This is a genomic window from Rhodococcus sp. 21391 (assembly GCF_016772255.1).
Lineage (GTDB): Bacteria > Actinomycetota > Actinomycetes > Mycobacteriales > Mycobacteriaceae > Rhodococcus_F > Rhodococcus_F opacus.
In genome coordinates this window covers 6675083-6700522 of sequence record NZ_CP063781.1, presented here as the reverse complement: position 1 = coordinate 6700522, position 25440 = coordinate 6675083, and the positions used below count along the sequence as shown (strand labels likewise).

General features: G+C 68.0%; 28 protein-coding genes and 1 tRNA gene. 10 read left to right on the top strand and 19 right to left on the bottom strand.

Translation table 11 applies throughout. From position 1 onward, the window contains the following. Positions 1-139 precede the first annotated feature (139 nt). Positions 140-700 carry a hypothetical protein gene (locus GO592_RS31055; protein WP_007301416.1) on the bottom strand — a complete coding sequence of 187 codons (561 nt, stop codon included), beginning with the start codon at positions 698-700 and terminating at the stop codon, positions 140-142. Between the two features lie 100 nt (positions 701-800). On the opposite strand from GO592_RS31055, the gene GO592_RS31050 reads away from it, so the two are divergent. Then, positions 801-1328, top strand: coding sequence for a peptidylprolyl isomerase (locus GO592_RS31050; protein ID WP_007301415.1), 528 nt, complete (start codon positions 801-803; stop codon positions 1326-1328). A gap of 13 nt (positions 1329-1341) precedes the next feature. Further along, positions 1342-2259 carry a rhomboid family intramembrane serine protease gene (locus tag GO592_RS31045; RefSeq protein WP_007301414.1) on the top strand — a complete coding sequence of 306 codons (918 nt, stop codon included), beginning with the start codon at positions 1342-1344 and terminating at the stop codon, positions 2257-2259. On the opposite strand, the gene GO592_RS31040 is transcribed toward GO592_RS31045, so the two are convergent. Next, entirely contained in the window at positions 2253-2711 is a 459-nt protein-coding gene (locus tag GO592_RS31040; RefSeq protein ID WP_007301413.1) for a PH domain-containing protein, read from the bottom strand. The two genes, GO592_RS31045 and GO592_RS31040, sit on opposite strands and share 7 nt — an antisense overlap. 67 nt (positions 2712-2778) lie before the next feature. Further along, positions 2779-3042, bottom strand: coding sequence for a cell division protein CrgA (gene crgA, locus GO592_RS31035; RefSeq protein ID WP_007301412.1), 264 nt, complete (start codon positions 3040-3042; stop codon positions 2779-2781). A gap of 119 nt (positions 3043-3161) precedes the next feature. Here crgA and GO592_RS31030 point away from each other — a divergent pair, with 119 nt between their 5' ends. Together GO592_RS31030 and GO592_RS31025 are read left to right on the top strand one after the other, a co-directional pair. Continuing rightward, on the top strand, positions 3162-3863 hold the full coding sequence (locus tag GO592_RS31030; protein ID WP_007301411.1) for a DUF881 domain-containing protein: 702 nt from the start codon (positions 3162-3164) through the stop codon (positions 3861-3863). Positions 3864-3917: 54 nt separating this feature from the next. Next, positions 3918-4571 (top strand): aminodeoxychorismate/anthranilate synthase component II, encoded by a 654-nt coding sequence (locus tag GO592_RS31025; RefSeq protein ID WP_005263451.1) that lies wholly within the window; start codon positions 3918-3920, stop codon positions 4569-4571. Positions 4572-4631: 60 nt separating this feature from the next. Here the strand turns inward: GO592_RS31025 and pknB are convergent, their stop codons facing one another. From pknB to GO592_RS30990, 7 genes are all read right to left on the bottom strand, one after another. Continuing rightward, positions 4632-6551 carry a Stk1 family PASTA domain-containing Ser/Thr kinase gene (gene pknB / locus GO592_RS31020; RefSeq protein WP_007301410.1) on the bottom strand — a complete coding sequence of 640 codons (1920 nt, stop codon included), beginning with the start codon at positions 6549-6551 and terminating at the stop codon, positions 4632-4634. Further along, positions 6548-7930, bottom strand: a complete 1383-nt coding sequence (locus GO592_RS31015; protein WP_007301409.1) for a protein kinase domain-containing protein — start codon at positions 7928-7930, stop codon at positions 6548-6550. The genes pknB and GO592_RS31015 overlap by 4 nt, the downstream gene beginning before the upstream one ends. A 2-nt stretch (positions 7931-7932) precedes the next feature. Then, a complete protein-coding gene (locus GO592_RS31010) occupies positions 7933-9420 on the bottom strand; it encodes a penicillin-binding transpeptidase domain-containing protein (RefSeq protein WP_005263445.1) in 1488 nt (495 codons plus the stop codon). Then, on the bottom strand, positions 9417-10871 hold the full coding sequence (locus tag GO592_RS31005; protein ID WP_005249076.1) for an FtsW/RodA/SpoVE family cell cycle protein: 1455 nt from the start codon (positions 10869-10871) through the stop codon (positions 9417-9419). Before GO592_RS31005 ends, GO592_RS31010 begins: the two co-directional genes overlap by 4 nt. Continuing rightward, entirely contained in the window at positions 10871-12340 is a 1470-nt protein-coding gene (locus GO592_RS31000; RefSeq protein ID WP_007301408.1) for a PP2C family protein-serine/threonine phosphatase, read from the bottom strand. The genes GO592_RS31005 and GO592_RS31000 overlap by 1 nt, the downstream gene beginning before the upstream one ends. Further along, positions 12337-12801, bottom strand: a complete 465-nt coding sequence (locus tag GO592_RS30995; protein ID WP_005249074.1) for an FHA domain-containing protein FhaB/FipA — start codon at positions 12799-12801, stop codon at positions 12337-12339. Before GO592_RS30995 ends, GO592_RS31000 begins: the two co-directional genes overlap by 4 nt. Positions 12802-13057: 256 nt before the next feature. After that, on the bottom strand, positions 13058-14362 hold the full coding sequence (locus tag GO592_RS30990; protein ID WP_005263441.1) for a DUF3662 and FHA domain-containing protein: 1305 nt from the start codon (positions 14360-14362) through the stop codon (positions 13058-13060). A 255-nt stretch (positions 14363-14617) separates the two neighbouring features. On the opposite strand from GO592_RS30990, the gene GO592_RS30985 reads away from it, so the two are divergent. From GO592_RS30985 to GO592_RS30965, 5 genes are all read left to right on the top strand, one after another. Beyond that, a tRNA-Leu gene (locus tag GO592_RS30985) sits at positions 14618-14703 on the top strand. Positions 14704-14984: 281 nt separating this feature from the next. Continuing rightward, entirely contained in the window at positions 14985-15380 is a 396-nt protein-coding gene (locus tag GO592_RS30980; protein WP_005263438.1) for a DUF6292 family protein, read from the top strand. 54 nt (positions 15381-15434) lie between these two features. After that, positions 15435-16088 (top strand): hypothetical protein, encoded by a 654-nt coding sequence (locus tag GO592_RS30975; protein WP_007301407.1) that lies wholly within the window; start codon positions 15435-15437, stop codon positions 16086-16088. After that, complete coding sequence (locus GO592_RS30970; RefSeq protein ID WP_005565380.1) at positions 16085-16546, top strand: RDD family protein; 462 nt, start codon at positions 16085-16087, stop codon at positions 16544-16546. The genes GO592_RS30975 and GO592_RS30970 overlap by 4 nt, the downstream gene beginning before the upstream one ends. Positions 16547-16586: 40 nt before the next feature. Then, positions 16587-17270: a helix-turn-helix domain-containing protein gene (locus GO592_RS30965; protein WP_007301406.1), complete on the top strand. Its 684-nt coding sequence runs from the start codon at positions 16587-16589 to the stop codon at positions 17268-17270. Here the strand turns inward: GO592_RS30965 and GO592_RS30960 are convergent. Beyond that, positions 17260-17655 (bottom strand): VOC family protein, encoded by a 396-nt coding sequence (locus GO592_RS30960; RefSeq protein ID WP_007301405.1) that lies wholly within the window; start codon positions 17653-17655, stop codon positions 17260-17262. The two genes, GO592_RS30965 and GO592_RS30960, sit on opposite strands and share 11 nt — an antisense overlap. A gap of 110 nt (positions 17656-17765) precedes the next feature. Between GO592_RS30960 and GO592_RS30955 the strand changes: the two genes are divergently transcribed. Continuing rightward, positions 17766-18161 carry an SRPBCC family protein gene (locus tag GO592_RS30955; RefSeq protein WP_007301404.1) on the top strand — a complete coding sequence of 132 codons (396 nt, stop codon included), beginning with the start codon at positions 17766-17768 and terminating at the stop codon, positions 18159-18161. 294 nt (positions 18162-18455) lie between these two features. Here GO592_RS30955 and GO592_RS30950 read toward each other — a convergent pair whose 3' ends face one another. The 8 genes from GO592_RS30950 to GO592_RS30925 all read right to left on the bottom strand — a co-directional run bounded on the left by GO592_RS30950 (position 18456) and on the right by GO592_RS30925 (position 25436). Then, positions 18456-18809 carry a hypothetical protein gene (locus tag GO592_RS30950; protein WP_007301403.1) on the bottom strand — a complete coding sequence of 118 codons (354 nt, stop codon included), beginning with the start codon at positions 18807-18809 and terminating at the stop codon, positions 18456-18458. A gap of 231 nt (positions 18810-19040) precedes the next feature. Further along, entirely contained in the window at positions 19041-19853 is an 813-nt protein-coding gene (locus tag GO592_RS45965) for an RHS repeat-associated core domain-containing protein (RefSeq protein WP_007301402.1), read from the bottom strand. Next, complete coding sequence (locus GO592_RS45960) at positions 19850-20635, bottom strand: RHS repeat protein (protein ID WP_039953082.1); 786 nt, start codon at positions 20633-20635, stop codon at positions 19850-19852. The genes GO592_RS45965 and GO592_RS45960 overlap by 4 nt, the downstream gene beginning before the upstream one ends. 152 nt (positions 20636-20787) lie before the next feature. Continuing rightward, positions 20788-22623, bottom strand: coding sequence for a DUF6531 domain-containing protein (locus GO592_RS44795; protein ID WP_237720655.1), 1836 nt, complete (start codon positions 22621-22623; stop codon positions 20788-20790). Continuing rightward, a complete protein-coding gene (locus GO592_RS30940; RefSeq protein WP_007301401.1) occupies positions 22623-23000 on the bottom strand; it encodes a hypothetical protein in 378 nt (125 codons plus the stop codon). The genes GO592_RS44795 and GO592_RS30940 overlap by 1 nt, the downstream gene beginning before the upstream one ends. 59 nt (positions 23001-23059) lie before the next feature. Then, positions 23060-23827, bottom strand: coding sequence for a hypothetical protein (locus GO592_RS30935; protein ID WP_007301400.1), 768 nt, complete (start codon positions 23825-23827; stop codon positions 23060-23062). Continuing rightward, on the bottom strand, positions 23824-24501 hold the full coding sequence (locus GO592_RS30930; protein ID WP_007301399.1) for a hypothetical protein: 678 nt from the start codon (positions 24499-24501) through the stop codon (positions 23824-23826). The genes GO592_RS30935 and GO592_RS30930 overlap by 4 nt, the downstream gene beginning before the upstream one ends. 71 nt (positions 24502-24572) lie before the next feature. Continuing rightward, entirely contained in the window at positions 24573-25436 is an 864-nt protein-coding gene (locus GO592_RS30925) for a hypothetical protein (protein WP_007301398.1), read from the bottom strand. Positions 25437-25440 lie beyond the last annotated feature (4 nt).

The window sequence follows — 25440 nt, the reverse complement described above, 5'->3', positions numbered from 1 at the left end:
CTCGCGCTGGTGCGCATCTGCCTGCGGGATACCCCTGGTACAAGCCGTGAAACGAAAGGATTCGCAGATGCCGGAGACCGTGCCGACCGATCCTGCAGCCGCCCGGCTGGCGCCGGACAACACCGAGCGAGCGCGCGCCCTACTGGCCGGGGAGTGACGGGTCAGTTGCGGTGAGGGGCTTCGTCGCCGTGGGCGGCGTGGGCTCCTGCGTGTTCGTGCTGTCGAGGTCGCGCAGGTTCGGGGGAGCGGACGCGACCCGCGGCTGCTCGCGGCGGCGGCTCTTGAAGAACACCGCCCCCCCGGCCACAGAGGCACCCACGAGGACGATGATCGCGATGCGACGGTCCTTCCGCGACTTCTTCTCCTCGACCGGCGCCACGGCCGAGGTCAGGGGACGAACGACATCCCGGGCGACCTTCTTCACCGGCACGGTCCGGGCGCGTTCGTAGCCCTTCTTGGCCAGCGAGGCACCCTGACGGCCGAGGAACAGACTGAGCTGGCCGGCACCGCGAGCCGTGGCGAGTGCCGCCGAGCTTGCGTAGCGCCGCGCCTGATCGACAGCCTCGGATTCCTTGACGCGGGAAGCCGAATCCTCGACGTGGGCCAGAGCGGTCTCGACTCGTTCGGAGACCTGCTCCTGCAGGGTCTCGGCGCGTTCGGTCGGAAGCAGATTCGTGAGGGACTCCGTCGCTCGTGTCATGTCCCCACTTTGTCACAAGAACCGGGAGCACGAACCGATCCGAAGGACTCGAGTCACCGCGGCGGAACCACACGGAACCCCACAATGGCAACATGGTGGTGTGACTTCACCTAATCAGACCGCAACCGCAACGCTCCACACCAACCGCGGCGACATCAAGATCGCGCTGTTCGGCAACCACGCGCCCAAGACCGTCGAGAACTTCGTCGGCCTCGCCGACGGTTCGAAGGACTACAGCACCACCAACGCCGGTGGCACCGACTCCGGACCGTTCTATGACGGCGCCATCTTCCACCGCGTCATCGACGGATTCATGATCCAGGGCGGCGACCCCACGGGCACCGGCGCCGGCGGCCCGGGCTACAAATTCGGCGACGAGTTCCACCCGGAACTGCAGTTCGACCGCGCGTACATCCTGGCCATGGCGAATGCCGGCCCGGGAACCAACGGTTCGCAGTTCTTCATCACCACCGGCCCGACCCCGCACCTCAACCGTCGCCACACCATCTTCGGTGAGGTCGTCGACGAGGAATCGAAGAAGGTCGTCGACGCCATCTCGACCACCGCCACCGATCGCGCGGACCGTCCGCTCGAGCCGGTCGTGATCAACAGCGTCACCATCGCGTAGGGAACCGCAGCACATGACCAACCCCGGCTGGGGCGGTGCCGCGAACGAGGGCACTCCGCCCCAGCCGCGGTGCGTCCGCCACCCCGATCGGCCCACTGCACTGTCGTGCAATCGGTGCGGTCGTCCCGCGTGCCCCGAATGCCTGCGCGAAGCAGCCGTCGGTTACCAGTGTGTCGACTGTGTGGCCGCCGGGCAGCGTGATGTCCCTCAGGTTCGCAACGTCGCCGGCGCCGTGACCACGCAGCGTGCGGTGCCGCTCGTGACGTACATCCTGATGGCCGTGAACGTCGGCATCTTCCTGATCACCGCGGCGCAGTCCCGCAGCATCATGCAGAACCAGGCGGGATCGAAGCTCTTCGCGGACTGGGCGCTGTTCCCACCCGCTGTCGTGGACGGGCAGATCGTCCGCGTGCTCGGCAGCGGATTCCTCCACTTCGGCATCATTCACCTGGCCGTCAACATGTTCGCGCTGTGGGTGATCGGCCGCGACACCGAACTGGTCCTCGGCCGCGCCCGCTACGCCTGCGTGTACTTCGTGTCCCTGCTCGGCGGTTCCGCCGCAGTGATGCTGTTCCAGCTCGGCGCGGTCACCGCGGGGGCGTCGGGCGCCGTCTTCGGACTGATGGGCGCTCAGGCCGTCATCCTCCTGCGGCTGCGACGCAGCCCCGCACCGGTGATCTCGGTGATCGCCGTCAACGTGATCATCAGCATCACGATCCCCGGCATCTCACTGTGGGGGCATCTCGGCGGCCTGGTCGCCGGAGCCGCGGCCACCGCGGGAATCCTCTACGGACCCCAGCTGCTGGGTGCGGGGAACAACCGGGAGAAGGCAATCACCGTCGGCTGGATCTGCCTCGGCGTCGTGGTGCTGGTGCCACTGGCCGTCATCGCGGTCCGCACCCTGCAGCTCCGCGCGAGCTTCGGCTACTGACCCCGGCCCACCAGACGATGCACCGCGAGGGCATCGAACACGTCCTCCGGATTGGTGCCGAGATCCCAGCGGCCGAAAATCAGGAGGCGTTCGGTGCCGTCCTCGGTGCGAACGTCGATCTCGAGCATCGGCACCCGGCGACCCAGCCGGGGGTAGCGCACGAGCCGCGCGCGGTCGATCTCCGAGCGGGCATACCTGTGGCGGCCTCTCAGCCGGTTCACCACGATCCCGCCGCCCTCCTTGTCGACGGCGAGACGGGGGCGTTGCCGGAGCGCCGACGCGGCGGTCAGCAGCAGCCCGAGGGCGGCGACGCACACGAGAACACGGCCCGCCGGCTCGGTCGACACGGCAAGTCCCGCGACCCCCAACGCGACTCCGCCCGCAGCGAGCGCTATCACCGCGCCGAGGGGCGTCGACCACTCCAACGGCGCCTCGTCAGCAGACATCAGCACTCGACCTGCGGCTATCCACAGGGGTTGTCCACATTGGGGATGAATGACATCGGTGTAATTGTGATCGTCAACGCCAGCGCATCGTCATGATCAGACCGACCACCATGAAGCCGAATCCGATGAGGAAGTTGTACGCACCGAGGTTGTTCATCCAGTCGAGCTGGTCGGCGGCCAGGTAGTAGACGAGCAGCCACACCAGCCCGACCAGCATGAACCCGAGCATCACCGAGACGTACAGGGTGCTCGAGGGGCCGGCCTTCACCTTCACCGGGGTGCGGCTCGCAGGGTTGATCGTGTAATCGGTCTTCTTTCGGACCTTCGACTTCGGCATGACGTCCTCGTTCGTGCGGCTCTACGGGAATGTGGGCAGGTAGATTCGGAAATACCTGCGTGTATACACGCTAACGTAGCCGCGATTCGCGCGGCGAGGACGAGGGGACGGAAACACCGGTGACCAGGTCGATCTTCTGGCGGATCGCGGTGCTGGTGGTGTGTCTCGTGGCCGGTCTGCTGGTGGCCACCACCCGTCAGGTGTCGCACGGCAACGAGATCCGCGCCGGCGATTCCACCCGGCTGTCCGACCTCGTGCGGAACGCGCAGTCCGAGACCGACCAGGTGGCCGAGACCCGCGACCGGCTCGCGGCGCAGGTCGAGTCGCTGCAGCAGGACGCCGCCGCGTCCGACAGCGGTGTCGCGCAGGCGCTCGCCGACACCAAGGCGCTCGCCACGGATGCCGGACTCACGCCGATGACCGGTCCCGGCGTCACCGTCACCCTCACCGACGCCCCCCGCGACGCGGACGGCAAATACCCCGTCGATGCGTCCCCGGACGATCTCGTCGTCCACCAGCAGGACGTCCAGAGCGTGCTGAACGCGCTGTGGGTGGGTGGCGCCGAGGCGATCAGCATGCAGGACCAGCGGATCGTGAACACGTCGGCGCCGCGCTGCATCGGCAACACCCTGCTGCTGCACGGCCGCACCTACAGCCCGCCGTACGTGATGTCAGCGATCGGGGACCCCACGCGACTGGAGGCGGCGCTCGCGAACGAACCCGGAATCCGGGTGTTCAAGCAATACGCGTCGCGGTTCGGCCTCGGCTATTCGGAGGCGGCGTCCGGCCAACTCACCGTGCCCGGTTACGCGGGGCACTGACCTGAACGGTCCCCGGCCGTGCAGCGCACGAGGCGGGCAGAATACCCTGCTTCCATGAGGATTCTCGTCGTCGACAACTACGACAGCTTCGTGTTCAACCTGGTCCAGTACCTCGGACAGCTGGGAACCCGGGCCGTGGTCTGGCGCAACGACGACCCGAACCTCACCGGGCCCGATGCCGTCGCGGCGGCCGCGGCCGAGTTCGACGGCATCCTGCTGAGCCCCGGCCCCGGCACACCGCAGCGGGCAGGCGCGACGATGGACCTGGTCACGGCATGCGCCGCCGCCGAGACACCGCTTCTCGGGGTGTGCCTCGGACACCAGGCGATCGGGGCCGCGTTCGGCGCGACCGTCGACCGGGCACCCGAACTCCTGCACGGCAAGACCAGCGTCGTCCACCACACCGGCGAGGGCGTTCTCGCGGGTCTGCCCGACCCGTTCACCGCCACGCGCTACCACTCGCTGACCGTCCTGGAAGACACCATCCCGGACGAACTCGAGGTCACCGCCCACACCGACAGCGGCATCGTCATGGCGATGCGGCACCGGGAACTGCCGATCCACGGCGTCCAGTTCCACCCGGAGTCCGTGCTCACCGAGGGTGGGCACCGCATGCTCGCAAATTGGCTCACCGTCTGCGGCGAAGCCCCGAAGGAATCCCTCGTCGCCACCCTCGAGACCGAGGTCGCGCAGGCGCTGGGCGCCTAGCGCCCGTGCGCCTTTGTGGTAGCTACCGCAACCAGAAAGGCGCACAGGCGGCGGAGCCGCCTACCGCGGGATGCCCAGCGCGCCGACACTGACCGAGACGACACCGTTCTTGGTGATCTCCGATCCCGGCGGCTGTTCCTGGCTGATGATCTTGCCGACCATCTCCGGGTCCAGGGTGGACGTCTGCGTCTGATTGATCGAACTCGACGACCCACTCCAGCCGGCGCTGCGCAGCTCGGCGAGCGCCTGCGACACCGTCTTGCCGGTCAGGTCCGGCATCTCGATGTTGTTGCCGTTCGACACCCGGATCTGGATGGTGTCGCCCTTCGCTGCGGTGGAGCCGCCGACGGGGTCGGTGGAGACGACCTGGCCCTTCGGCACACCGGAATCGATGTTCTGGATCTGCACCTTGAATCCGGCACCCTCGATGTTGGCCTGCGCGACCTCGACCTTCTGGCCGGTCACGTCGGGGATGCGGATCTGCTCCGGCCCGGTGCCCAGCGTGACGGCGACCTCGGAGTCGAGGGAGATGCTCGCCCCGGAGGACGGGTTCTGCTCGATCACCTTGTCGACGTCGGACACGTCGGACGGTGCGCGGGCGACGGCGGTGTCGAGCCGCAGACCCACCGCGTTCAGCTCCTGCTGCGCTTCCTGCTGGGTGAGGCCGGCGAGCCGCGGGACCTTCACCTGTTCGGGTCCGGACGACACCTCGAGGGTGATCGTGCTGCCCTCGTCCACCTGCACCCCGCCGACGGGCCGGGTGGTGATGACGTTGCCGGTCGCCACGACGGCGTCCGGTTTCTGTTGCCGGGCGACGCGGAAACCGAGGTTCTGCAGTGTTGTCTCGGCGTCGTCCGCGGCCTGGTTCGTGACGTCCGGCATGGTCACCTGATCGGCCTTCGAACCCGGTCCCACGGACCACAGGAACGCGCCGACGATGCCGACGACGATGAGGGCGCCCAGCGCCATCAGCGCCACCCGCATCGGGTTCTTCTTCTTGTCGGGCTCGCCGCCGTCCGTCTTCGACGCGGTGGCCGGGGTGGGTGACTGCTGGCGCCGGTAGTTCCCCGCACCGGTGTCGACGGCACCGAGGATCGTGGTGCGGTCCTCGTCGCTCATGACCATCGGCGCGCTGGGGCGCTGCCCGCCGAGCACCCGGACCAGGTCGCTGCGCATGTCCGCGGCGGTCTGGTAGCGGTTGGCGGGGTTCTTGCTCATCGCCTTGAGGATCACCGAGTCGAGCTCACGCGGAATGTCCGGGTTGACCGCGGACGGGGTCTGCGGGTCCTCCCGCACGTGCTGGTACGCGACCGCGACCGGGGAGTCACCCTTGAACGGGGGTTCGCCGGTGAGGATCTCGAACAGCACGCACCCGAGGGAGTACACGTCGGAGCGGGCGTCGACCTGCTCGCCGCGGGCCTGCTCGGGCGACAGGTACTGGGCGGTGCCGATGACGGCGGCCGTCTGCGTCATGGGGCTGGACGCGTCAGAGATCGCTCGCGCGATGCCGAAGTCCATCACCTTCACCGCACCCGCACGGTTGATCATCACGTTGGCGGGTTTCACGTCGCGGTGCACGATGCCGTTGCGGTGGCTGAAGTCGAGCGCCGCGCACACGTCCGAGATGATTTCCATCGCCCGGCGCGGTGCCATCGGGCCCTCGCTGCGCACGATGTCCCGCAACGTGTCGCCGTCGACGTACTCCATCACGATGTACGGCAGCGGTCCCGCTTCGGTTTCCGCCTCGCCGGTGTCGTAGACGGCCACGATCGCCGGATGGTTCAGCGCCGCCGCGTTCTGCGCCTCGCGGCGGAACCGCAGGTAGAACGTGGGGTCGCGGGCCAGGTCGGCGCGCAGGACCTTGATCGCGACGTCACGGCTGAGCCGGACGTCGCGGGCGAGGTGGACCTCGGACATGCCACCGAAGCCGAGAATCTCACCCAGCTCGTAGCGTGAGGAGAGGTTGCGCGGTGTCGTCATGGCAGTCCTTGTGGGGTCGGAGTAGTTGACTCCTCCGACGTGGTCGTCGTGGTCGTCGTCGTGGGTGCGGTGGTGGTCGTGGTGGTAGTCGTCGTCGGCTCTGTCGTCGTCGTGGTCGGCGGCTGGGTGGTGGTCGTCGTGAACGGCTGGGTGGTGGTCGTCGTGTACGTCGGCTCGGTGGTGTACGTCTGTTCCTCGGTCGTCGTGGTGGTCGTCGGCCGCGGTGTCGTCGTGATCGTCCGCAGCGACGACGTAATCGCCGGCGACGTCGGTTCCTTCGTGTCACCACCGTCGAACAGGACGAGCGCGAGCCCGATGATCGCCGCCAGCAGGAGCAGACCACCCGCACCCCAGGCCACGGCCTTCTGGCCGCTGGTCAGTCCGCCCTTCTTGCCGTCACCGTTCGAGTCGTCCGGCGGCACCTGCCCGGTGACCGGTCCCGCGTATGCGGTCTGCGAGGGCGGCATCATCTGGGTTGCACCGGTCATCGGCGGGGGCAGCACCCGCGCCGCCCCGGTACCCGACACGCCGGGCGGCGGGGGACGCCTGCCCGCCCGGACCGCCGCGACGGCGTCGGCGAACTCTCCGCCACTGGCGTAACGGGTGCTCGGATCCTTCGCGATCGTGATGTCGATGAGTTCGCGGATGTTGGGCGGCAGGTCGCTCGGCAACGGTGCCGGCGCCTCCTGCACGTGCTTCATCGCGACGGTGATGGCGCCGTCGCCGACGAACGGGCGACGTCCGGACAGCGCCTCGTAGCCGACGATGCCGAGGGAGTACACGTCGCTCGCCGCGGTCGCGTCCTGTCCGAGCGCCTGCTCGGGGGCGATGTACTGCGCGGTGCCCATCACCATGCCGGTCCGCGTGATCGGCGAGTTCTCCACGGCCTTCGCGATGCCGAAGTCGGTGATCTTCACCTGGCCGGTGGGGGTGATCAGGATGTTGCCGGGCTTCACGTCGCGGTGCACCACGCCGGCGTCGTGCGCCACCTGCAGCGCCCGGCCGGTCTGCTCGAGCATGTCCAGGGCGTGCGGCACCGCGAGACGGCCCACCCGCGAGAGGACGGCGTTGAGCGGCTCACCGTTGACGAGTTCCATCACCAGGTAGGCGGTGGAATCGCCGGTGGCGTCGCGGACCTCGCCGTAGTCGTAGATCCCGGCGATGCCGGAATGGTTCAGCTGCGCGGTGGTGCGCGCCTCGAAGCGGAATCGTTCGACGAACTCCGGGTCGGACGAGAACTCGGACTTCAGCACCTTCACCGCGACACGACGGTTGAGCCGGTTGTCCGTCGCTTCCCAGACCTGTCCCATTCCGCCCGTGGCGATGAGCCGGATCAGGCGGTATCGATTGGCGATCAGCGCGCCGTTGTTCAGTGCCACAATCAGCCCCCTTGTAGTCCGGCTGCGATGACGGCACGGCCGATAGGTGCAGCCACCGAGCCGCCGGTTGCGGCCAGTGCACGATCTCCGCCGTCCTCGACGATGACCGCGATGGCGACGGTCGGGTTCTGGGCGGGTGCGAATCCGATGTACCAGGCGTGGGGCGGGGTGTTCCGAGGGTCGGTCCCGTGCTCGGCGGTGCCCGTCTTGGACGCGATCTGGACGCCCGGGATCTTGCCTTCGCCGCTGGTGTTGTTCTCGGAACCGATCATCAGGTCGGTCAGGGTGGCCGCCACCTGGGACGACATCGCCTGGCCTTCGGAGACCGGGTTGGTGGTCGCGAGGTTGGACAGGTCCGGGCCCTGCAATTCGGATACCAACTGCGGTTGCATCCGCACGCCACCGTTGGCGACGGTAGCCGCGATCATCGCGTTCTGCAGCGGAGTGAGCGCGACGTCTCGCTGGCCGATGCTGCTCTGGCCGAGTGCGGCGTCGTCGGGGATCGATCCGATCGTGCTGTCCGCGACGGGGAACGGGACGCCGGGCATCTGCCCACCGATGCCGAGCGCGCTGGACTGGTCGCTGACGGCGTCGGTGCCGGTCTTGACTCCGAGTTCGACGAACGCCGTGTTGCACGACCGCGCGAACGCCTCACGCAACGACGCGGTGGGGGCACCGCCACACGTGGAGCCGTTGTAGTTCTCGAGCGTCGTGGAGGTGCCGGGAAGGGTGATCTGCGGGGCCGCGGTCAGCTGGGTGTCGGGGGTGGTTCCGGCGGCGAGCGCGGCGGCGGTCACCACCACCTTGAACGTGGAACCGGGCGGGTACGTCTGCGACACCGCACGGTTGATCAGCGGCTTCTCCGGGTCGGCGTTCAGGGCCTCCCACGCCGCGGTGGTCTCGGTGCCGTCATGACTGGCGAGCGAGTTGGGGTCGTAGCTCGGGGTGCTGACCATCGTGAGGATGCGTCCGGTGCTCGGCTCGATCGCCACGACCGAACCGGTGTAACCCTTCGCCGTCAGCTCGTCGTACGCAACCTGCTGCATGACCGGGTTGATGGTGGTCACCACGTTGCCGCCGCGGGGGTCGCGCCCGGACACGAGGTCGAAGAAGCGTCGTCCGAACAGCCGGTTGTCGGAACCGTTGAGGACCGGGTCCTCGGTCCGCTCGAGACCGGTGCTGCCGTATTGCATCGAGTAGAAACCGGTGACCGGTGCGTTGGCCAGGGGGCTGGACGGTGCCGCCGGGTTGGGCGGGTAGGTGCGCAGGTACTTGTAGCGGTCGTCGGTCGGGACGGACGCCGCGAGCACCTGGCCGGCCGCCGAGATCTGACCGCGCTGACGCGAGTACTCGTCGAGAAGCACGCGCGAGTTCCGCGGATCGGCCCGCAGGTTGTCCGCCTTGATGACCTGGACGTAGGTGGCGTTGGCGAGGAGGGCGACCACCATCACCATGACGGCGATCGCGACGCGGCGCAGAGGTGTGTTCATGAGCGCGGCACCATCTCGGTCGGGGCGTCGGCGATGGGTGCGGGGCCCTTCTTCTTCGGGACGGCCGGCTCACGGGCGGCGTCGGAGATCTTGATCAGGATCGCGAGGAGGAGATAGTTGGCGAGCAGCGACGACCCACCGTACGACATGAACGGCGTGGTCAGCCCGGTGAGGGGGATCAGCTTGGTGACGCCGCCGACCACCACGAACACCTGCACCGCGATCGTGAACGACAAACCGGCCGCGAGCAGCTTGCCGAAGCTGTCCCGGACGGCCAGCGCGGTGCGCAGACCGCGGATGACGAGGATCAGGAACAGCATCAGGACGGCGGCGAGACCGATGAGACCGAGCTCCTCACCGATCGTGGCGACGATGAAGTCGGTCTTCGCGAACGGCACCTGGGCGGGCCGTCCGCTGCCGAGTCCCGTTCCGGCGACGCCACCGGTCGCGAGCCCGAACAGCGACTGCGAGATCTGGTAGCCGGTGTTGTTGTAGTCGGCCAGCGGGTCGAGCCAGGTGCTGACGCGGACCCGGACGTGGCCGAACAGCTGGTAGGCGAAGAAGAAGCCGATACCGAGCAGTCCGGCGCCGATCAGCAGCCATCCGACGCGCTCGGTGGCGATGTACAGCATCACGAGCACGGTGCTGAACAGCAGCAGCGACGTGCCGAGGTCCTTCTCCAGCACGAGCACACCCACCGACACCATCCATGCGAGCAGGATGGGTCCGAGGTCGCGGGCGCGGGGGAGGTCGATGCCGAACACGTGCTTGCCTGCGGTGGTGAACAGGTCGCGCTTCGCGACCAGCACCGACGCGAAGAAGATGATCAGAAGGATCTTCGCGAACTCGCCGGGCTGAATGCTGAAGCCGGGGAGGCGGATCCAGATCTTCGCGCCGTTCACCTCGGAGAAGCTGGACGGCAGGATCGCCGGGATGGCGAGGAACACCAGTCCGGCGAGGCCCAGCGTGTAGCTGTAGCGGGCCAGGAGGCGGTAGTCCTTGAGCAGCACCAGCACCGCCACGAAACCGGCGATGGCCAGCGTCGTCCACAGCACCTGCTGGTTGGCGTCCGGCGACGGCACGGGCAACCCGAAGTAGGCGGCGGACTGTGCGTCGGCGAGGTCGAGTCGGTGGATCAGCACCAGTCCGAGGCCGTTGAGCAGCGCGACGATCGGCAGGATCAGCGGGTCGGCGTACGGAGCGAACCGGCGCACCGCGAGATGCGCGATCAGGAACAGCGCCGAATAGGCGGCGGCGTACTTGGCGAGATCCCAGGTGATGCTCTGTTCCTGGCTGGCCTCGACCAGCACCAGCGAGATAGTCGTGATCAGGATCGCGAAACCGATCAGGATCAGCTCGGTGCCCCGACGCGTCGACTGGACGGGGGCTGGCGCGAACCCGCCGGGTGGACTGGGAAACTGCGCCCCCGGTGATGCACTTGCGACCGACATCAGCTAGCCGTCCTGCAGTTCTGACCGGGAACCTGGGTCACGGTCGGCGCCGGGGTGGATGTCGGAGTCGGGGGTGCGGTCGGCCCCGGAGCGGGCGGTACCTCGGCCGGGGGAACAGGTGCAGGCGCGGGCGGCGGCGTGGTCTCCGGGACGGGAGCCGGCGTCGGTGCCGGCGTGGTCGTCGTGGTGGTGGACGACTCCGACTCGCAGACCGGAAGCAGATCGTTCTGGGCGAGCCGCGTCATCTGGTTGCGGACGTCGTCGAGCTTGCCCGAGGGCAGCCCGGCACGCACCTGCTCGCGGGCGGACGGCTGGAGGTCGTCGACCTCGAGGATGGTGCACCCGTTCGGCGATTCGGTCGGCGACATCAACGTCAGGTCGCCGGCATCGCTGACACAGCCGACGAGATTCGCTTCCTGCAGCGAGTAACCCAGCACCGAGCCGGGGACTCCGCGCAGCACGGTGACGCGTTCGCCGTCGGCGCCGACGTAGTAGTTGTTGCGGACCAGAGCCCGCCCCACGAAGGCAGCGACGGCGACCACGACGATCAGACCGAGCGCGAGTGCAGCCCACCACATGCGGTGACGCTTCTTCTTCGTCGGCGGTTCCTCGACCTGCGGGACGACCCGCTTCGGGGTGGCCCGCGGCGGACGCATCGCGGCGGCACGCCCCGCGGCCGTGTTGGGCGGCGGGGTGTCCTCTTCGTCGTCGGCGGAGGCGGCACCGGCGACGATGGGGTGGCTCTGCCCGTAGTCGAGGTCGATGACGTCCGCGACGACGACCGTCACGTTGTCCGGGCCGCCGCTGCGCAGGGCGAGTTCGATGAGCCGGTCGGCGCACTCGTCCTGCGAGCCCTCCCGCATCGTGTTCTCGATGGTCTCGTCGCTGACCACGTCCGACAGTCCGTCGGAGCACAGCAGGTAGCGGTCGCCCGCACGCGCCTCGCGGACCGTCAGCGTCGGCTCGATCTCGTTGCCGGTAAGGGCGCGCATGATGAGCGACCGCTGCGGGTGGGTGTGAGCCTGCTCGGCGGTGATCCGTCCCTCGTCGACGAGGGACTGCACGAACGTGTCGTCCCGGGTGATCTGCGCGAGGGAGTCGTCGCGGAGCAGGTAGGCGCGGGAGTCACCGATGTGGACGAGCCCGAGCTTGTTGCCGGAGAACAGGATTGCGGTGAGCGTGGTGCCCATGCCGTCGAGTTCGGGGTCCTCCTCGACGTGGTCGGCGATGGAGTCGTTGCCCTCCCGGGTGGCGGCCTCGAGCTTGCCGAGAAGGTCTTCGCCAGGCTCGTCGTCGTCGAGATGCGCGAGGGCCGCGATCATCAACTGCGACGCGACCTCACCGGCCGCGTGCCCGCCCATGCCGTCCGCGAGCGCCAGCAGGCGGGCCCCGGCGTACACGGAATCTTCGTTGTTGGAACGGACAAGGCCACGGTCGCTGCGGGCGGCATAGCGGAGTACGAGGGTCACGGGCGCAACTCGATTACCGTTTTGCCGACCCGTACGGGGGTACCGAGCGGCACGCGGACAGATGTGGTGACCTTGGCGCGATCCAGATACGTGCCGTTGGTCGAGCCGAGGTCTTCGACGTACCAGTCGGCGCCTCGCGGGGAGAGCCGAGCGTGGCGGGTGGAGGCGTAGTCATCGGTGAGAACGAGGGTGGAGTCGTCGGCCCGGCCGATGAGGACGGGCTGGGTGCCGAGGGTGATGCGCGTGCCGGCGAGGCCGCCCTGCGTCACCACCAGATACTTGGCCGTCTTGGTCTTTCCCAGCGACGGCAGCACATTGCCGCTGCGCGAATATCGGGGCGGCACACGGACGCCGGAGCCGGCGTAGATGTCGCCGCGCAACGCCCGCAGAACGGTCCAGACGAACAGCCACAGCAGGAGCAGGAACCCTGCTCGTGTGAGTTGCAGAATCAGACCTTGCACGGCAGTCCACCTCCTTCTGTGGCCGGAACGTTCGAGGTTCCAGCGTCTTTTTCTGGCAGCATCATAGGGGCAACCCGCACCCTGCGATCAGGATACGGACAGCCCACAACGATACGGAGTCCCCACCCTGTTACGTCCGACACGGGCTCCGACGCGGTGTCGGTCCAGTATCGAAGCCGTCTCGGTTGTGTCTCGGTGAGGGAGTTCGGGATCGGGTATCGGCGGTGTCTACTGGGGGACCTGATTCGGTGGAGCCTCAGAGGATTCGGACCAGGATCTCCGAATGACCTGCCCGGATGATGTCTCCGTCGGCCAGCTGCCAATCCTGCACGGGGGCACCGTTGACGGTGGTTCCGTTGGTGGAGCCGAGGTCGGACAGCATCGCGACCTGTCCGTCCCAGCGAATGTCGATGTGGCGGCGCGACACACCGGTGTCGGGCAGGCGGAACTGTGCCTCCTGGCCGCGGCCGATGATGTTGTTGCCCTCACGCAGCTGGAAGTGGCGTCCGCTGCCGTCCTCGAGCTGCAGCGTCGCCGTGAACGTGTGGCCGTCGGTCGCGTAGGCCTGCTGGCCGTAACCGCCCTGGTCGTAGTCGGCGTAGCCCTGCTGGTCGTACGCCTGCTGGTCGTAACCGCCCTGCTGGTACCCGCCGCGGTCGTAACCCTGGTCGTAGCCCTGCGGCTGCTGGTAGCCGGCGTCGGCGTAGGAACCGTCCGGGTAGCGGGCCGGAGCCGCCTGCTGGTCGTACGCCTGCGGGTCGTAGCCCTGCTGGTAGCCGCCCTGCTGGTAGTCGTAGCCGGCGTCCGCGGGCTGGTCGTAGCCGGGAGCCTGCGCGCCCTGGTCGTACGCCTGGCCGTACGCCGCATCCTGGGGGTACCCGCCGCGCTGGTCGTCGGGGTACTGCTGCTGGTCGTAGCCGCCCTGCTGGTAGCTGCCGCGGTCGTAACCGTTCTGGTAGCCCTGCGGGTACCGCTGATCCTGACCTGCATGGGCATGACCGTTGCGCGCGTACTGGGGATCGGGATTGCGGTTGCCCGCTGGTTCGCGGCTGGGGTCGTAGCCTGAGTTCTGCGTCATGGGGCCAGCTCCTGGATTCGACGTGACGGGTACAAACGGTGCCTGTGGTCGCGGTGCGGGACCGCCTGGCGGTTCGGGTCGCCCCGGCGTGGCCGCCCCTGGGCGGCCGGCATCCGGATCCACCGAACCCCGGGTGCGGAACTGCCCGGTGTGCAGTGAAGGCGACGGTTCGAACGCGACATGAATGGGACCATACGTCTGCCAGCCCTGGTCGCGAATGAAGTCTTCGAGGTGTCGGGCGAAGGCCTTGACCGTCAAGTCTCTGTCGGCGGCAAGTTCTTCGTGGTCCGAGTTGTTGATGGCGATGACATAGCTGTTCGGCGCGAGCAGGTGCCCACCGTCCAACTGCTGGATTCGGTCGGAGGCTTCCTGCTGAAGCGCGGCCTCCACCTCCTGTGGCACCACGCCGCCGCCGAAGACCCGGGCGAACGCGTCACCCACGGCTCCCTGGAGCTTCCGCTCGAAACGTTGAACTATCCCCATCGGAACCTCCTCACGGTGCCTGGCAGTCGGGCCTTCTGTCCTCGGTACGCGGTGGCTGTGACGAGACATGTCCGTGTCGCGGCACAGCCGTGCGTGTATCCCACGGTACTGTCATTGCCTCGGGCCACGACACGGGTCTACGCCATTGCATGATATCGGTCTTTGCCTGGACGGGTGTTTTTGTGGCCTTTTCGGGTCCTGACCTGTACGAATCGTAATTTCTGGCGACCTCGTGTTAATGTTTCCGGGTCGCTCGGGCGAGTGGCGGAATGGCAGACGCGCTGGCTTCAGGTGCCAGTGTCCTTCGGGACGTGGGGGTTCAAGTCCCCCTTCGCCCACCACAAGCGATTCTCCGGAATCGCGACATCGAGGCCACGAACTCCACGAGTTCGTGGCCTTTGTGTTTTCCCCGCAAGGGGCGGGGGGTGGTGTATCCCCACCCCAGGGTGGCTACCGGGCGCCCCGTCGCCGCCCGACGATGGAGTAGAAGCTTCGTCGCGAACCTCCGGCCCTCACGGACCCGAACCCGTCCTCTCGGCGGTCCGTGACGAATGACTCGAGTGTGAACCTGCCGTCCGGCTCTTTCCGCTGGGTTTCTGCGAACGTCGAGAGTGGGTTGTGTATGAGCATCAGCCAGGTCCGGGCCACCAGCTCGGCGAATGTCGGTGAGTACGTCGGTTCCGTCGCGACGACGGTGGGCGCCCTGTCGGTCGACTGGTGGTGCACCCCCGCTTTCGACGCGGTCGTGACCCTGTCCTGCGAGATCCCCTACTACCGCGGCCGGAAGGCCGTTCTGGCCTGGAACCGCCACTTCGGGTGGTCGCTCGGGGTACACGGACTCACCCAGGGGAACGTGCTGGTGGTCGAGGGACTCGGGTTGGGACCGGCACCGGATCCCGCGCACTGCTCGGATCGGGTCGCCGAGTTGATCGCCGAACTCGCCGACTGGGCCCCTCGGCCGGCGTCCGGACAGCCCGCCCCACGTATCGTGCACGGCCCCGGCGCACCCCGCGGGTGACTCAGATTCCGGGAACCCCTGCATCTCCGGCGTAGACCGGCTTGGATTACGAGTATGGACGGCAGGAAAGCCCCCGATCCGCTGCGCCTCGCGGCCGGCGTCGCCGCGACTGCCGGCGGTGCGCTGCAACGTGTGATCGGATTCGGCGTCGACACGGCGCGACTCCTGCCGGGCGTCGATCCGCTGCTGGTCACCCTCGAGGAACGCGGCACCCAGACACTCCGCAGCGCGGACGAACTCGCGGATCGGTTGCTGCACGCGGTACTCCGGAGAATCGTGCAGGTCGCTCTTCAGGAGGTTGACCTCACCGCGATCGTGCGTGATCACGTCGACCTGGACGTCGTCGCCGAGGGCATCGACATCCAGCGGATCATCGACCGGGTGGACGTTGATGCCATCGCCGCCCGGGTGGACATCCCGCAGATCCTCGATCGAGTGGATATCGACGCCGTCGCCGCACGGATCGACGTGGATGCGATCGTCGATCGCGTCGACGTGGACTCCGTCATAGGGCGGGTCGACCTGGTGGTTCTGGCCGACACCGTGATCGAGGGCGTGGACCTGCCGCGCATCATCCGTGAGTCGACGGACTCGATGTCGAACGAGGCGGTTCGCGGCGTGCGAACCCAGGGCATGCAGGCCGACGACGCCGTCGCCGGGTTCGTGGGCAAGTGGTTCGGGCGCGGGCACGAACCGGACGATGCATGAGCACGCCGGCGCATCGTGCGGCCGGGATCGTGACCCGCGGACTGGCCGCAGGTATCGACCTGGCGGTCGTCCTGGCCATGATGGGCGGCATCTATGTCGGAGTGTTGTTCCTGCGGTTGCTGTTCTCGCCGCAGGAGTTCTCGTTCCCCGATGCCAATGCCGTGCTCTCCGCGACCTTGTTCATCGGCGTGGCGGTGCTGTACCTGACGGCATGCTGGTCGGTGAGCGGCCGCACCGTCGGTGCCGTGACGATGGGGCTGCGGGTGGTCAGCCGCAACGGTGAACTGATCGGCTGGCTGCGGGCCCTTCTCCGGGCGGTGCTGTGCGTGATGTTCGGGTTCGGATTGCTGTGGGCGGCAGTCGACGGCCGCCGCCGGTCACTGCAGGACATTCTGCTGCGGACCGCCGTCATCTACGACTGGGAGCCCGATCTGCATGTCGGCGAGCCGGAGATCTGACGCCATGCAGAGTGTCGTAGCAGCTGCCTAGCATGGGGTCATGTACACGGAGCGGCGGTCGGTGTTCCCCGGCGCTGTGGTGTGGCAGAAGACCGCAGCCGGGGGTGAGGCGGCCATCCTGCCCGACGGCTGTATGGACCTCATCTGGATGAACGGTGACGTCGTCGTGGCCGGCCCCGACTCCCGGCCGTATCTCACCCGGAGCCGCGACGGCGACCGTTACGTCGGATTACGTTGTTCCCCAGGCACTCTGCCGGATCTCCTGGGGACGCCGGCGGAGGAGCTGACCAATCTGCGGGTGCCGCTCGCCGAGGTGCTGACAGACCGCGTCACCACGGAGTTCCTGGGCAGGATCGCCGACGACGCCGATCCGGGCCGGGCGCTCGAGGAGTTCGCGAGATCTCGCAGGCTCCTTGGGCCTCCGCCGGACGGCAGGATCCCCGCTATCGCGCGACTTCTGGAGCAGCAGAAGTCCGTCCGTGAGGTCGCGGACCGGATCGGTGTCGGCGAGCGCCAACTGCACCGCCTGTGCCGACGGCAATTCGGTTACGGGCCGAAGATGCTGGCCCGGATCCTTCGGTTGCAGTCGGCGCTGGGTCTGGCGGGTTCGTCCATTCCCGCAGCTCAGGCCGCCGGCATGGCGGGGTTCGCCGATCAGGCCCACCTGATCCGCGAGGCGCACGAGTTGACCGGCCGCACGTTCGGTCAGCTGGTCACGGTGTGAGCGCGGCGAACAGGTCGACGGGGTTGCCGTCGGGATCGTCGACGGTGGCGTAACGCTGGCCCCACGGTGCATCCCACGGCTTCTTCCGACCGGTGTAGCCGCCGCCCGTGAACTCGTCGAAGAGCGTGTCGACGTCGGCGCCCGTTCCGCAGTCGAAGGCGAGTCCGATGCGATGCCCGCCGGCCGGTTCGGTCCAGTCGGGTGTGAACGAGCGGATGGTCTCGACCGTGTCCCACAGCAGGCGGACACCACCGGGAAACTCGAATTCGACGTGCGGTGCCTGATCGGCGTCGGCGGGAATGGCGAGTCCGAGCCGCCGATAGAACGCGAGCGACGCGGGTAGGTCGTGGACGACCAGTTCGATGGCACTGAATGTTGCGGTCATACCGAGAACGCTAACGACCTCAGGCGGACCCGCATTGAAGGTTTCGCACATGAGCACCGGAGTCCGATTTCTTCAATCACCTGTGCCGTGTAGCGGGGATGCTGGGAGCCATGACCACCGAATCAACCCACATCAGTGTGTTCATCGCTCGGACCGCCGCCGACGTGTACGCCTACGCGAGCGACCCCGCCAACCTCCCCGCCTGGGCGGCGGGCCTGAGCACCAACATCACCCGGGACGGCGACCGCTGGCTCGCCGACTCCCCGATGGGACAGGTCGCCGTGACCTTCGCACCCGCCAACGACTACGGCATCCTCGACCACGACGTCACCCTTTCCAGCGGCGACACCGTCTACAACCCCGTGCGCGTCATCCCCGACGGCGACCACAGCGAAGTCGTCTTCACCATCCGGCGACGCGACGGCGTCACCGGATACGAATTCGCGGAGGACGCAGCAGCCGTCAACGCCGACCTACAGAGGTTGAAGGGGTTGCTGGAGGCGTGAGGAGGTGCGGGACCTCGCGTTTGCATACCGATTGGTCAAACGCGCATGCAATTGCGTGTGAAGCTGACCAATAAGTGTGCGGATGTCGTGACTGCGCTCAGCTATTGCCGCTCGGCGTCGACGGAAGATCTGCACCGTGAATCGCTTGGCTACCCCGGGGAAACCCGCCCATGTCAATGCCTGGGTTGAGCCCTCCTGCCCGCACATTTGCACACCGATTAGCCAAATGCGGACGCACTTGCGGGTGCAAACAGCTAAACCGTGTGCGGATGTCTCGAGCGGCAGGTGGTGTCCTTAGCGAAACAGGAGCGAATCCTTGACGTTAATTGTGCTGCCGACGCTGATGTTCAAGGTCCCGGCAATCTCGCTGGCTTCGAATTCTATTGCAATGACCAGTGAACCATCGGTTTCGGCTAGTCGGAGTGTGGTTGCGCCTTCGCGGAACACGTCGAAGGCAAGGTGCGAGAGAACCGAAAATCTGAGCCTGATGGACCGGCCCAGAGGATCGACGGCGAGTTCGATATCTTCATTGCGATCAGTTGATGCGCGGAGGATGTAGCCGCCCGGTGTATCAGGCAACGGCTCTGACGTTATCTGGTGGAATCTCGCCAGTTCGTCAGGAGCGGGTATTTCGAATTGGTGGTACACGTACTCATCCTCCTCCTCTTGGAATTGCGGTCACTAGTCGTAGCCCCTCCGGAGACACTTGCCACGAGGTCTCTAGCTTGAGGAATCCCCCAGGACCAGCGAAAAGGGACTCGCGGAGCTGGAAATCGCCGGACTCTGTCGAGAACGATCTCGAAATATTGGCGTCCGTTGCTACGGAGCTCTCAAAGTGTTCCTGCAGCAACGCACGGCCACCGGGGGTGTCGTGAATCCCTATTCTTGCCAATTGTGCGAAGTTCTGAGCTGACCGGTCGGCGTTGTGCGCGTTTGAATCACGTGCCCGAAGAGGTAGTCGTACTTTCCGTCGTCGATAGTGACAGAGCGCGCTGTCTCATCACACGCCGCCGGCACCAGGCCGAGTGGGTCGGTCCATCCGGTGGGGTTGTGGGGGTAGGTGTTCGGGTTGGGTGAGGGGGCGAGTCCGAGCGGGTCCTGGGTGAGGTAGCGGGCGGTGTCGGGGTTGTAGTGGAGTCCGGTTTCCGGGTCGTGGTATTGGCCGGGGAAGCGGAGGGGTGTGTCGGTGGCGCCGTGCCAGGTGGTGTTTCCCCACAGGTCGGTGGTGGCGTCGGCGACGCGGTCGGCGGTGCGGGGGTCGACGAGTTCGACGGGTGTTCCGACGAGGTCGGTGACGATGGCGTAGAACTCGGTGTCGACGGCCCGCTGATATCCGTCCGGCCGGTATGCGTAACTGTCCTGTCTCAGCGCCCGGGGCTGGACGCTCGGCTCGAGTCCGAGATTCAGGGTCGACGCTGGATGGGCGACCACGTCCTGGTTGGCGAGCTGGCCGCGCGGGGTGTGGTTTCGTCGCACGGCGAGTTCTCCGACGCGCCAGTCGGTCAATCGGCCGGCGGAGTCGTGGCCGAAGGCCAGGTGGTGGCGGTCGGTGGTGAGTCCGAGGAGATGCCCGGTGGGATCCCACTGCCAACTCGTATCGCTTCCGGTGGGGCTGTGCCTCGTCGTGTGCCGACCGACCGCGTCGTATTCGAACCGCAACGCCGGGTTGTCGTCGACCGTCTCGCTGATCAACTGCCCGGTCGGGCCGTACGTGAACTCGAGGGAATGGACTTCCCACTGGCGGGTGCCGGAGACGGCGGTGGTGACGCGTCCCGCGAGGTCGTGCTCGTAGTGGAGATGTTCGCCGGTGTCGGCGCGAACGTCGGTGACGCTGCCGAGAATGTCGTACGTGTGCCGGCGGGTGATGCCGGTGGCGGGGTGACCGATGCGATGCGACCCGCGGTGTCGTACGTGTAAGTAGTTGTGGCGCCGATGAAATCGGTTTCCGCGGCGAGCCGGCCGACCGCATCGTATCGGTACGACCACGTGGCGCCCAGCGAACTGGTGACGGAGGTCAGTCTTCGCTCCGTGTCCCAGCCGTACGTGGTGGTGCTGCCGTCGGGATCGGTGCGGGCGGCGAGGAGGTCGAACGCGCCGTACTCGTAGAGGGTGGTGGCGCCGACCGCGTCCGTGTGGACCAGGAGGTTGCCCTCCCCGTCGTACGCCCAGGTCTCGACAGCGCCGTCGGGGTGAGTGCGCGCGACGAGCTGACCGTCCGCCGACCATCGGTAGGTGGTGGACTCCCCGGTGGGATCGGTGACGGTGGTGGGTCGGCCGAACCCGTCCCGGGTGATGCGGGTGACGGCGCCGTTCGCATCCGTGACGGCGGCCGGCAGTCCGGCCCGGTCGGACTCGACGAATGTGCGACCCCCCGGCCGCGTCGGTGATCGAGGTGAGGCTTCCCGACGCGTCGAACCCGTACCGGGTGCGTGCACCGGCCGCATCGACGACGGCGACGAGGTTTCCCGGCTCATCCCATTCTTGCCGCGACATCGTGCCGTCGGGATGGTGGATCGTCGCCGGTTGGCGGGGGCCGGCGTAGTCGATGGCGACGGCGTGTCCGTCGGGTCGGGTGATCCGGCAGACGTCTCCGTCGGCGGTGTAGAGGTAGCTCGTCGTCGCGCCGTCAGGTCCGGCGACTCGCAACGGTTCTCGCCGCGCGTTGTAGTCGGTGTGGGTGCGTGACCCTGCGGCGTCGACGAGGTCCCGCAGCCGCAGGTCGGAGTCGAAACCGTGGACCGTCGCCGCGCCGGTCGAGTCGGTGACGACGGTGACGGAGCCCATGGACTCCGCGTTGGTGCGGTAGTCGAACTCGGAGTCGAGGATGCCGCCGGTGCCGTTCTGCCGGCGGCCAGCGCTGCCCGGAATCCGGCATCACCGGCGTCCCCACCTCGGGGTGCGGATACGTGAGCATGACACCGTCTTCGGCGAGCAGCGTCACCCCCGGTTCCTCGACCACCACGCGCATGTCCACGGTGGCCGACCAGCTCGGACCGAACCAGCGACCGAACCGATAGCCGGAACGATGCCGCCGGCCGAACACCAGTGGCAGCACACCGGGAAGTGTCAGATCGGTTTCGGGGAGCAGGAATTCACCGGTCGCGACGTCGACGGGGTCGCGGCCTTCGCAGTTCTGGTTGCTCGTGCGATCGGTTTCGGGGCCGGCGTCGTGAGCGGCGTCGTTCGCGCCCGAATCCGCACCGGCATGCTCGGCGGGGCCGGGATGGGCAGGTTCGGGACTGCGCGGTTCGGGAGTCGGTGCCGGGTCGGTGCTCGTCGGATGCGTGTCCGCGTGCGGAGTGGGCGAGTCGACGTGCGGGGTGTCGGACTTCGGGATGTGGCTGACGTCCGCGACGTCGTCGAGGAGTCGGGCACCGTTGCCGAGGTCGCCGGCGGTGTCGAGCATGCGGACCGCGGTGCGAGCGCCTGCGACTCCTGCGCCCGCACCGCCGGTGGCGGCGGTGAGCACTGCGTCGCCGGTGAGGCTTCCGGCGAACTCGAGTGGGTTCTTCCGGATGTCGCTGACCATCGTCGAGACCATGGTGCCGGGGTCGGCGGCCGCGACCACGATTCCCGTCGCGAGGTTGGACAGGCCGGCCTGGTATTCGGCCGGATGCGTCATGTTGTATGTGTCGGTCGGGTTGATCTGCCGGACGAACTGGACGATTCCGCTGAGTCCGGTGAGCAGACCGGAGTAGAAGTTGGCGACGCCCAGGTGCACGCCGTCGGTGGCGTCGGTGAGGTTGTTCATCCACCGTTCGGTGAAGGGCGGCTCCGTGGGGGCTGTCGCGGTGGCGCTGGTCAGTGCACCGGAGACCTGGCCGGCGACGCCGTCGCGGTCCGCTCGGGCGCCGCGCAGGATTTCGCGGGCCTCCTCGCGCATCGCGGTCCAGGTGTCGACGAGTGGGTGGTCTGCCTGTTGCTCACCGGTGAGTGCGTTGTAGGCGGACTTCGTTGCCCTCTCCTCCGCCTCGGCCTGCTTCCATCGCGCCACCGCGTCGGCGGCGCGGGCCTGGGCGGCTTCGACGGTATGACCCCAGGAGTTGAGCGTCTGGTTGATCGGATTGTCCGCGAGCGTTTCGCCCCACGTGCGGTCGCTGATCTCGTCGCCGCTGAGGTGGGGGTTGCCGACGCTGTTGGTCCACACCGTTTTCAGCGCATCCGAGTAGACCTGTTCGGTGGTGTAGTAGCTGTCCGCAGCCAGATCGAGGACGCGGGCGATCTCGTTGGCCGACTGCACGAGATGACGGACGCCCCAGGACCACCGTTCCGCGAACTCCTCGAGACTCGTCTGGACCTCCTGCTTCCCGGCTTCCATCGGCGACAGGGCGAGGAGGGAGAACCCGCGCCCCACGGATGCCGTTTCGCCGGTCCCGAGCCCGGACAGTGATTCGGTGATCGCCGTGATGCCCTGCGCCGCCTGGATCAGCACCGACGGGTCGACTTCGAGGTGGTCACCCATCAGGCCACCTCCTCGACTGCCGGCGGGAAGGCCATCGGTGTGGCACCGGCGACGTCGATGACGACCCCGGTCGGGCCGGGAACTGACGGGACGAGGATGTCGAGCAACCGCCACCCGAACACGGTGTGGAAGCGGCACGGCCCGCCCTGTTCGTCGCGGGCGAGCAGATACCGGGCGTATTCCTGCTTGCTGGTGAAGGCGCACACCCAATTCAGTCCGCCGAACGTGCTGGTCAGCAGCCGGTCGTCACCGGTCAGCGGAATGAGACGCAGCGCCGAACGGAGGGCGCCGGTCAGCAGCGCCGGCTGGCCGAAACCCTGACGGAACGCGTCCATTTCGGCGAGCAACGCGCTGCAGTCGCCGACGGATTCCCGCATGACAGCCCCCTGATGTCGAATGTCCTCCCCGCCCGGGAGGGTACTGGACGGCGCCCCGCTCAGACCCGTTCCGGCCGACCTTCGGCTACCGCCGACGCTGCCGCGGACACCCGCTCGTACGCGGCCCGGGTCTCCGGTGCCAGCTTGCTGTGTTCGATGACGATCCCCATGCCCAGATGTTCATCGTAGGGGATGGTCTCGATGCCCCACACCTGTCCGCCCAGGTACTCGCGGAGGAGGTCGACGTCCACCTGCCAGCCGGTGGCGTCCTGATTCGACACGGTGACGACGGTGCGGGCGAGCCCGGGTTCGCCGAGCGTGTCACCGATCGACTGCAACGCAGAGCGGAGACGGTTGAACGCGTCCGCCCGGCACGGCACGACGAGGACGATGGGCGACGGAGGGGCCAGCAGCGGCGCGAGGTACGCGGCACGCAACCGGTGACCGAGGTCGTGAACGGCACTCACACCGCGAGCGCGGAGTGACCCTGTGACAGTATGGAATTCACGTTCTGATGCGGTCTGATTCCCGATGCGGTTCAGGATGCGGGTCCCGGCGCTCGCGCGGGAGAAGTACCCGTCGAACACGTCGTCCGCGACGGGGCCGGCGGCCACCAGTTGCTCGAGGCCGCTCACGGAGAGCACGGCGTCGGCGCCGCGTTCGGCGACATCGCCGCCCGCGGGTGTCGCGTCGACGGCCACGACCGCGCCGCCGCGAGCTGCGGCGGTGTTGGCGAGCCCGAGCGTCGTCGTGGTGGCGCCGGCTCCTCCACACGCCCCGAGGACGAGGGTTGACACCGGAAGTGCTTGCAGCAGTTGGTCGGTCACTTCGCGTCTCCAATGGATGTGATGTACGTGCGACCGTCGCGGTCCGCGGTGGTCACGACCTGCTCGTACTTCTTCGCCGACCCGTCCGGACGCAGCTCCGACAGCGTCACGGCGTAGCGGCCGGGTTCGGTCTCGGTGATGGCGAGGCAGTGCTCGGTGCCCTCGGGCACCGAATCGATGCCGCCCTGGATGGTCTCGGCGGACCCCACCGGCGCGTCGGGTGCGACCACCTCGCGAGCCTTCGCGCCGCTCCGTGCGACGTAGTACGCGTGGTCGAAGCCCAGGATCGCGGCGACGCCGTCGGAGGTCCCGCCCGGGCCGTTGCCGGTCACCGTCGAGCCGTCGCGGGATTCGACGCACCAGCCCGAATCGGCAGCGGCGACGGGGGTTCCGCTCGCATCACCGGACGTCGAGTTGAACACGGCGACCACACCGGCGATCCCGGCGATCACCGCTGCCGCGGCTCCGGCGACCGCGAGTGTCTGCTTGCCGCGACCGCTGCGAACAGGTGGGGTGGGATCGGGCTCGTCGCCCGGGGCCAGCCACGTCGGAGCGGGGGGCTGCTGCTCGGTTTCCGCGGCAGGGGCCGTCGACCGCGGTGCCGAGGCCGACGCGAAAGGCGGGAACCAGTGCGAGAAGCGGTCGAGGGGTGCCCTGTTCGGCGGTTCTGTCACAGTTGAATCCTCCACACCTCATTCCCTCGCGCGGAGCCGCCCCCTGGCGGGCTCCACGCGAGGGAATCGGATCACACGTGCAGCGTCGCCTGGCTGCGCACGTTCACGCCGCCGATCGTCGTGGTGGCCGGACCGCAGTCGGTGGACTGCAGCTGCGGCAGTTGCGGTGCGGGCAGGGACGCGATCGTCTGGACCAGTTCCCCGAAGGCCGGGTACCGGTGGGCCGCATCCGCGATCGCGGCGGCGGCGGGTGTGACGTCGACGGGCGCGGACCAGTTGGTGGGGTGCTCGGCGTTGGAATCGGCCGAGAACGCGGAGACGGTGGCCGCGGTCGGCGAGGACGGGTCGACGGCGATGCCCGCGGTGCCGGTGGCGTCACCGATGCGCCAGCCGATGGTGCCGACGTATCCCTCGGGGTTGCCGTACTGGCGTCCGTTGGCGGCAACCGGCACCGCGCCGACCAGTGTGTCGACGGCCGCATTGACCTCGACCACCGGCTTCGGCACGGGAAGGGCGGGGGCGACGGGTGCCTGGTGCGCCTTCGGCATGTCGTCGGGGTCGATCCACACGGTCGCCGGCTGGGCGGCCGGTGCCTCGTCGACCACTCTCTCGTCGACGACTCCCTCGGCGGTGGGCGCTGCCAGGTCAGGAGCAGCGGGCACAACCGTCTCGGCACCCGGCACCGCCAGCGGAGCCTGCGGGGGAGCGGGCGTCGTCGCGGCCGGAGCCGCCGGGTCGGTGACGCCGGGCTGCGACGTGGTGGGTTGCGTCGTCGGGTCCGTCACGCCGGGCTGCGACGTGGTAGGCGCCGCATCCTGGGGGTCGGTGACGCCCGGCTGCGACGTGGACGGCGGGGTGGTCGGAGCGGCGTGTGCCGTCGCGGCACCGAGCAGTGTGGCGGCGGACACCGAAATCGCGGCTGCCAGAGCGTGCATGCGG

Bases quoted from the DNA above. Each gene is read 5' to 3' on its own strand.
- GO592_RS31025 (WP_005263451.1), top strand. From the start codon at position 3,918: ATGAGGATTCTCGTCGTCGACAACTACGACAGCTTCGTGTTCAACCTG.
- pknB (WP_007301410.1), bottom strand. From the start codon at position 6,551: ATGACGACACCGCGCAACCTCTCCTCACGCTACGAGCTGGGTGAGATT.
- GO592_RS31045 (WP_007301414.1), top strand. From the start codon at position 1,342: ATGACCAACCCCGGCTGGGGCGGTGCCGCGAACGAGGGCACTCCGCCC.
- GO592_RS30980 (WP_005263438.1), top strand. From the start codon at position 14,985: ATGAGCATCAGCCAGGTCCGGGCCACCAGCTCGGCGAATGTCGGTGAG.
- GO592_RS30970 (WP_005565380.1), top strand. From the start codon at position 16,085: ATGAGCACGCCGGCGCATCGTGCGGCCGGGATCGTGACCCGCGGACTG.
- GO592_RS30960 (WP_007301405.1), bottom strand. From the start codon at position 17,655: ATGACCGCAACATTCAGTGCCATCGAACTGGTCGTCCACGACCTACCC.
- GO592_RS31010 (WP_005263445.1), bottom strand. From the start codon at position 9,420: ATGAACACACCTCTGCGCCGCGTCGCGATCGCCGTCATGGTGATGGTG.
- GO592_RS31055 (WP_007301416.1), bottom strand. From the start codon at position 700: ATGACACGAGCGACGGAGTCCCTCACGAATCTGCTTCCGACCGAACGC.
- crgA (WP_007301412.1), bottom strand. From the start codon at position 3,042: ATGCCGAAGTCGAAGGTCCGAAAGAAGACCGATTACACGATCAACCCT.
- GO592_RS30925 (WP_007301398.1), bottom strand. From the start codon at position 25,436: ATGCACGCTCTGGCAGCCGCGATTTCGGTGTCCGCCGCCACACTGCTC.
- GO592_RS30940 (WP_007301401.1), bottom strand. From the start codon at position 23,000: ATGCGGGAATCCGTCGGCGACTGCAGCGCGTTGCTCGCCGAAATGGAC.
- GO592_RS45960 (WP_039953082.1), bottom strand. From the start codon at position 20,635: ATGAGCCGGGAAACCTCGTCGCCGTCGTCGATGCGGCCGGTGCACGCA.
- GO592_RS30990 (WP_005263441.1), bottom strand. From the start codon at position 14,362: ATGGGGATAGTTCAACGTTTCGAGCGGAAGCTCCAGGGAGCCGTGGGT.
- GO592_RS31005 (WP_005249076.1), bottom strand. From the start codon at position 10,871: ATGTCGGTCGCAAGTGCATCACCGGGGGCGCAGTTTCCCAGTCCACCC.
- GO592_RS30975 (WP_007301407.1), top strand. From the start codon at position 15,435: ATGGACGGCAGGAAAGCCCCCGATCCGCTGCGCCTCGCGGCCGGCGTC.
- GO592_RS30965 (WP_007301406.1), top strand. From the start codon at position 16,587: ATGTACACGGAGCGGCGGTCGGTGTTCCCCGGCGCTGTGGTGTGGCAG.
- GO592_RS30955 (WP_007301404.1), top strand. From the start codon at position 17,766: ATGACCACCGAATCAACCCACATCAGTGTGTTCATCGCTCGGACCGCC.
- GO592_RS44795 (WP_237720655.1), bottom strand. From the start codon at position 22,623: ATGGGTGACCACCTCGAAGTCGACCCGTCGGTGCTGATCCAGGCGGCG.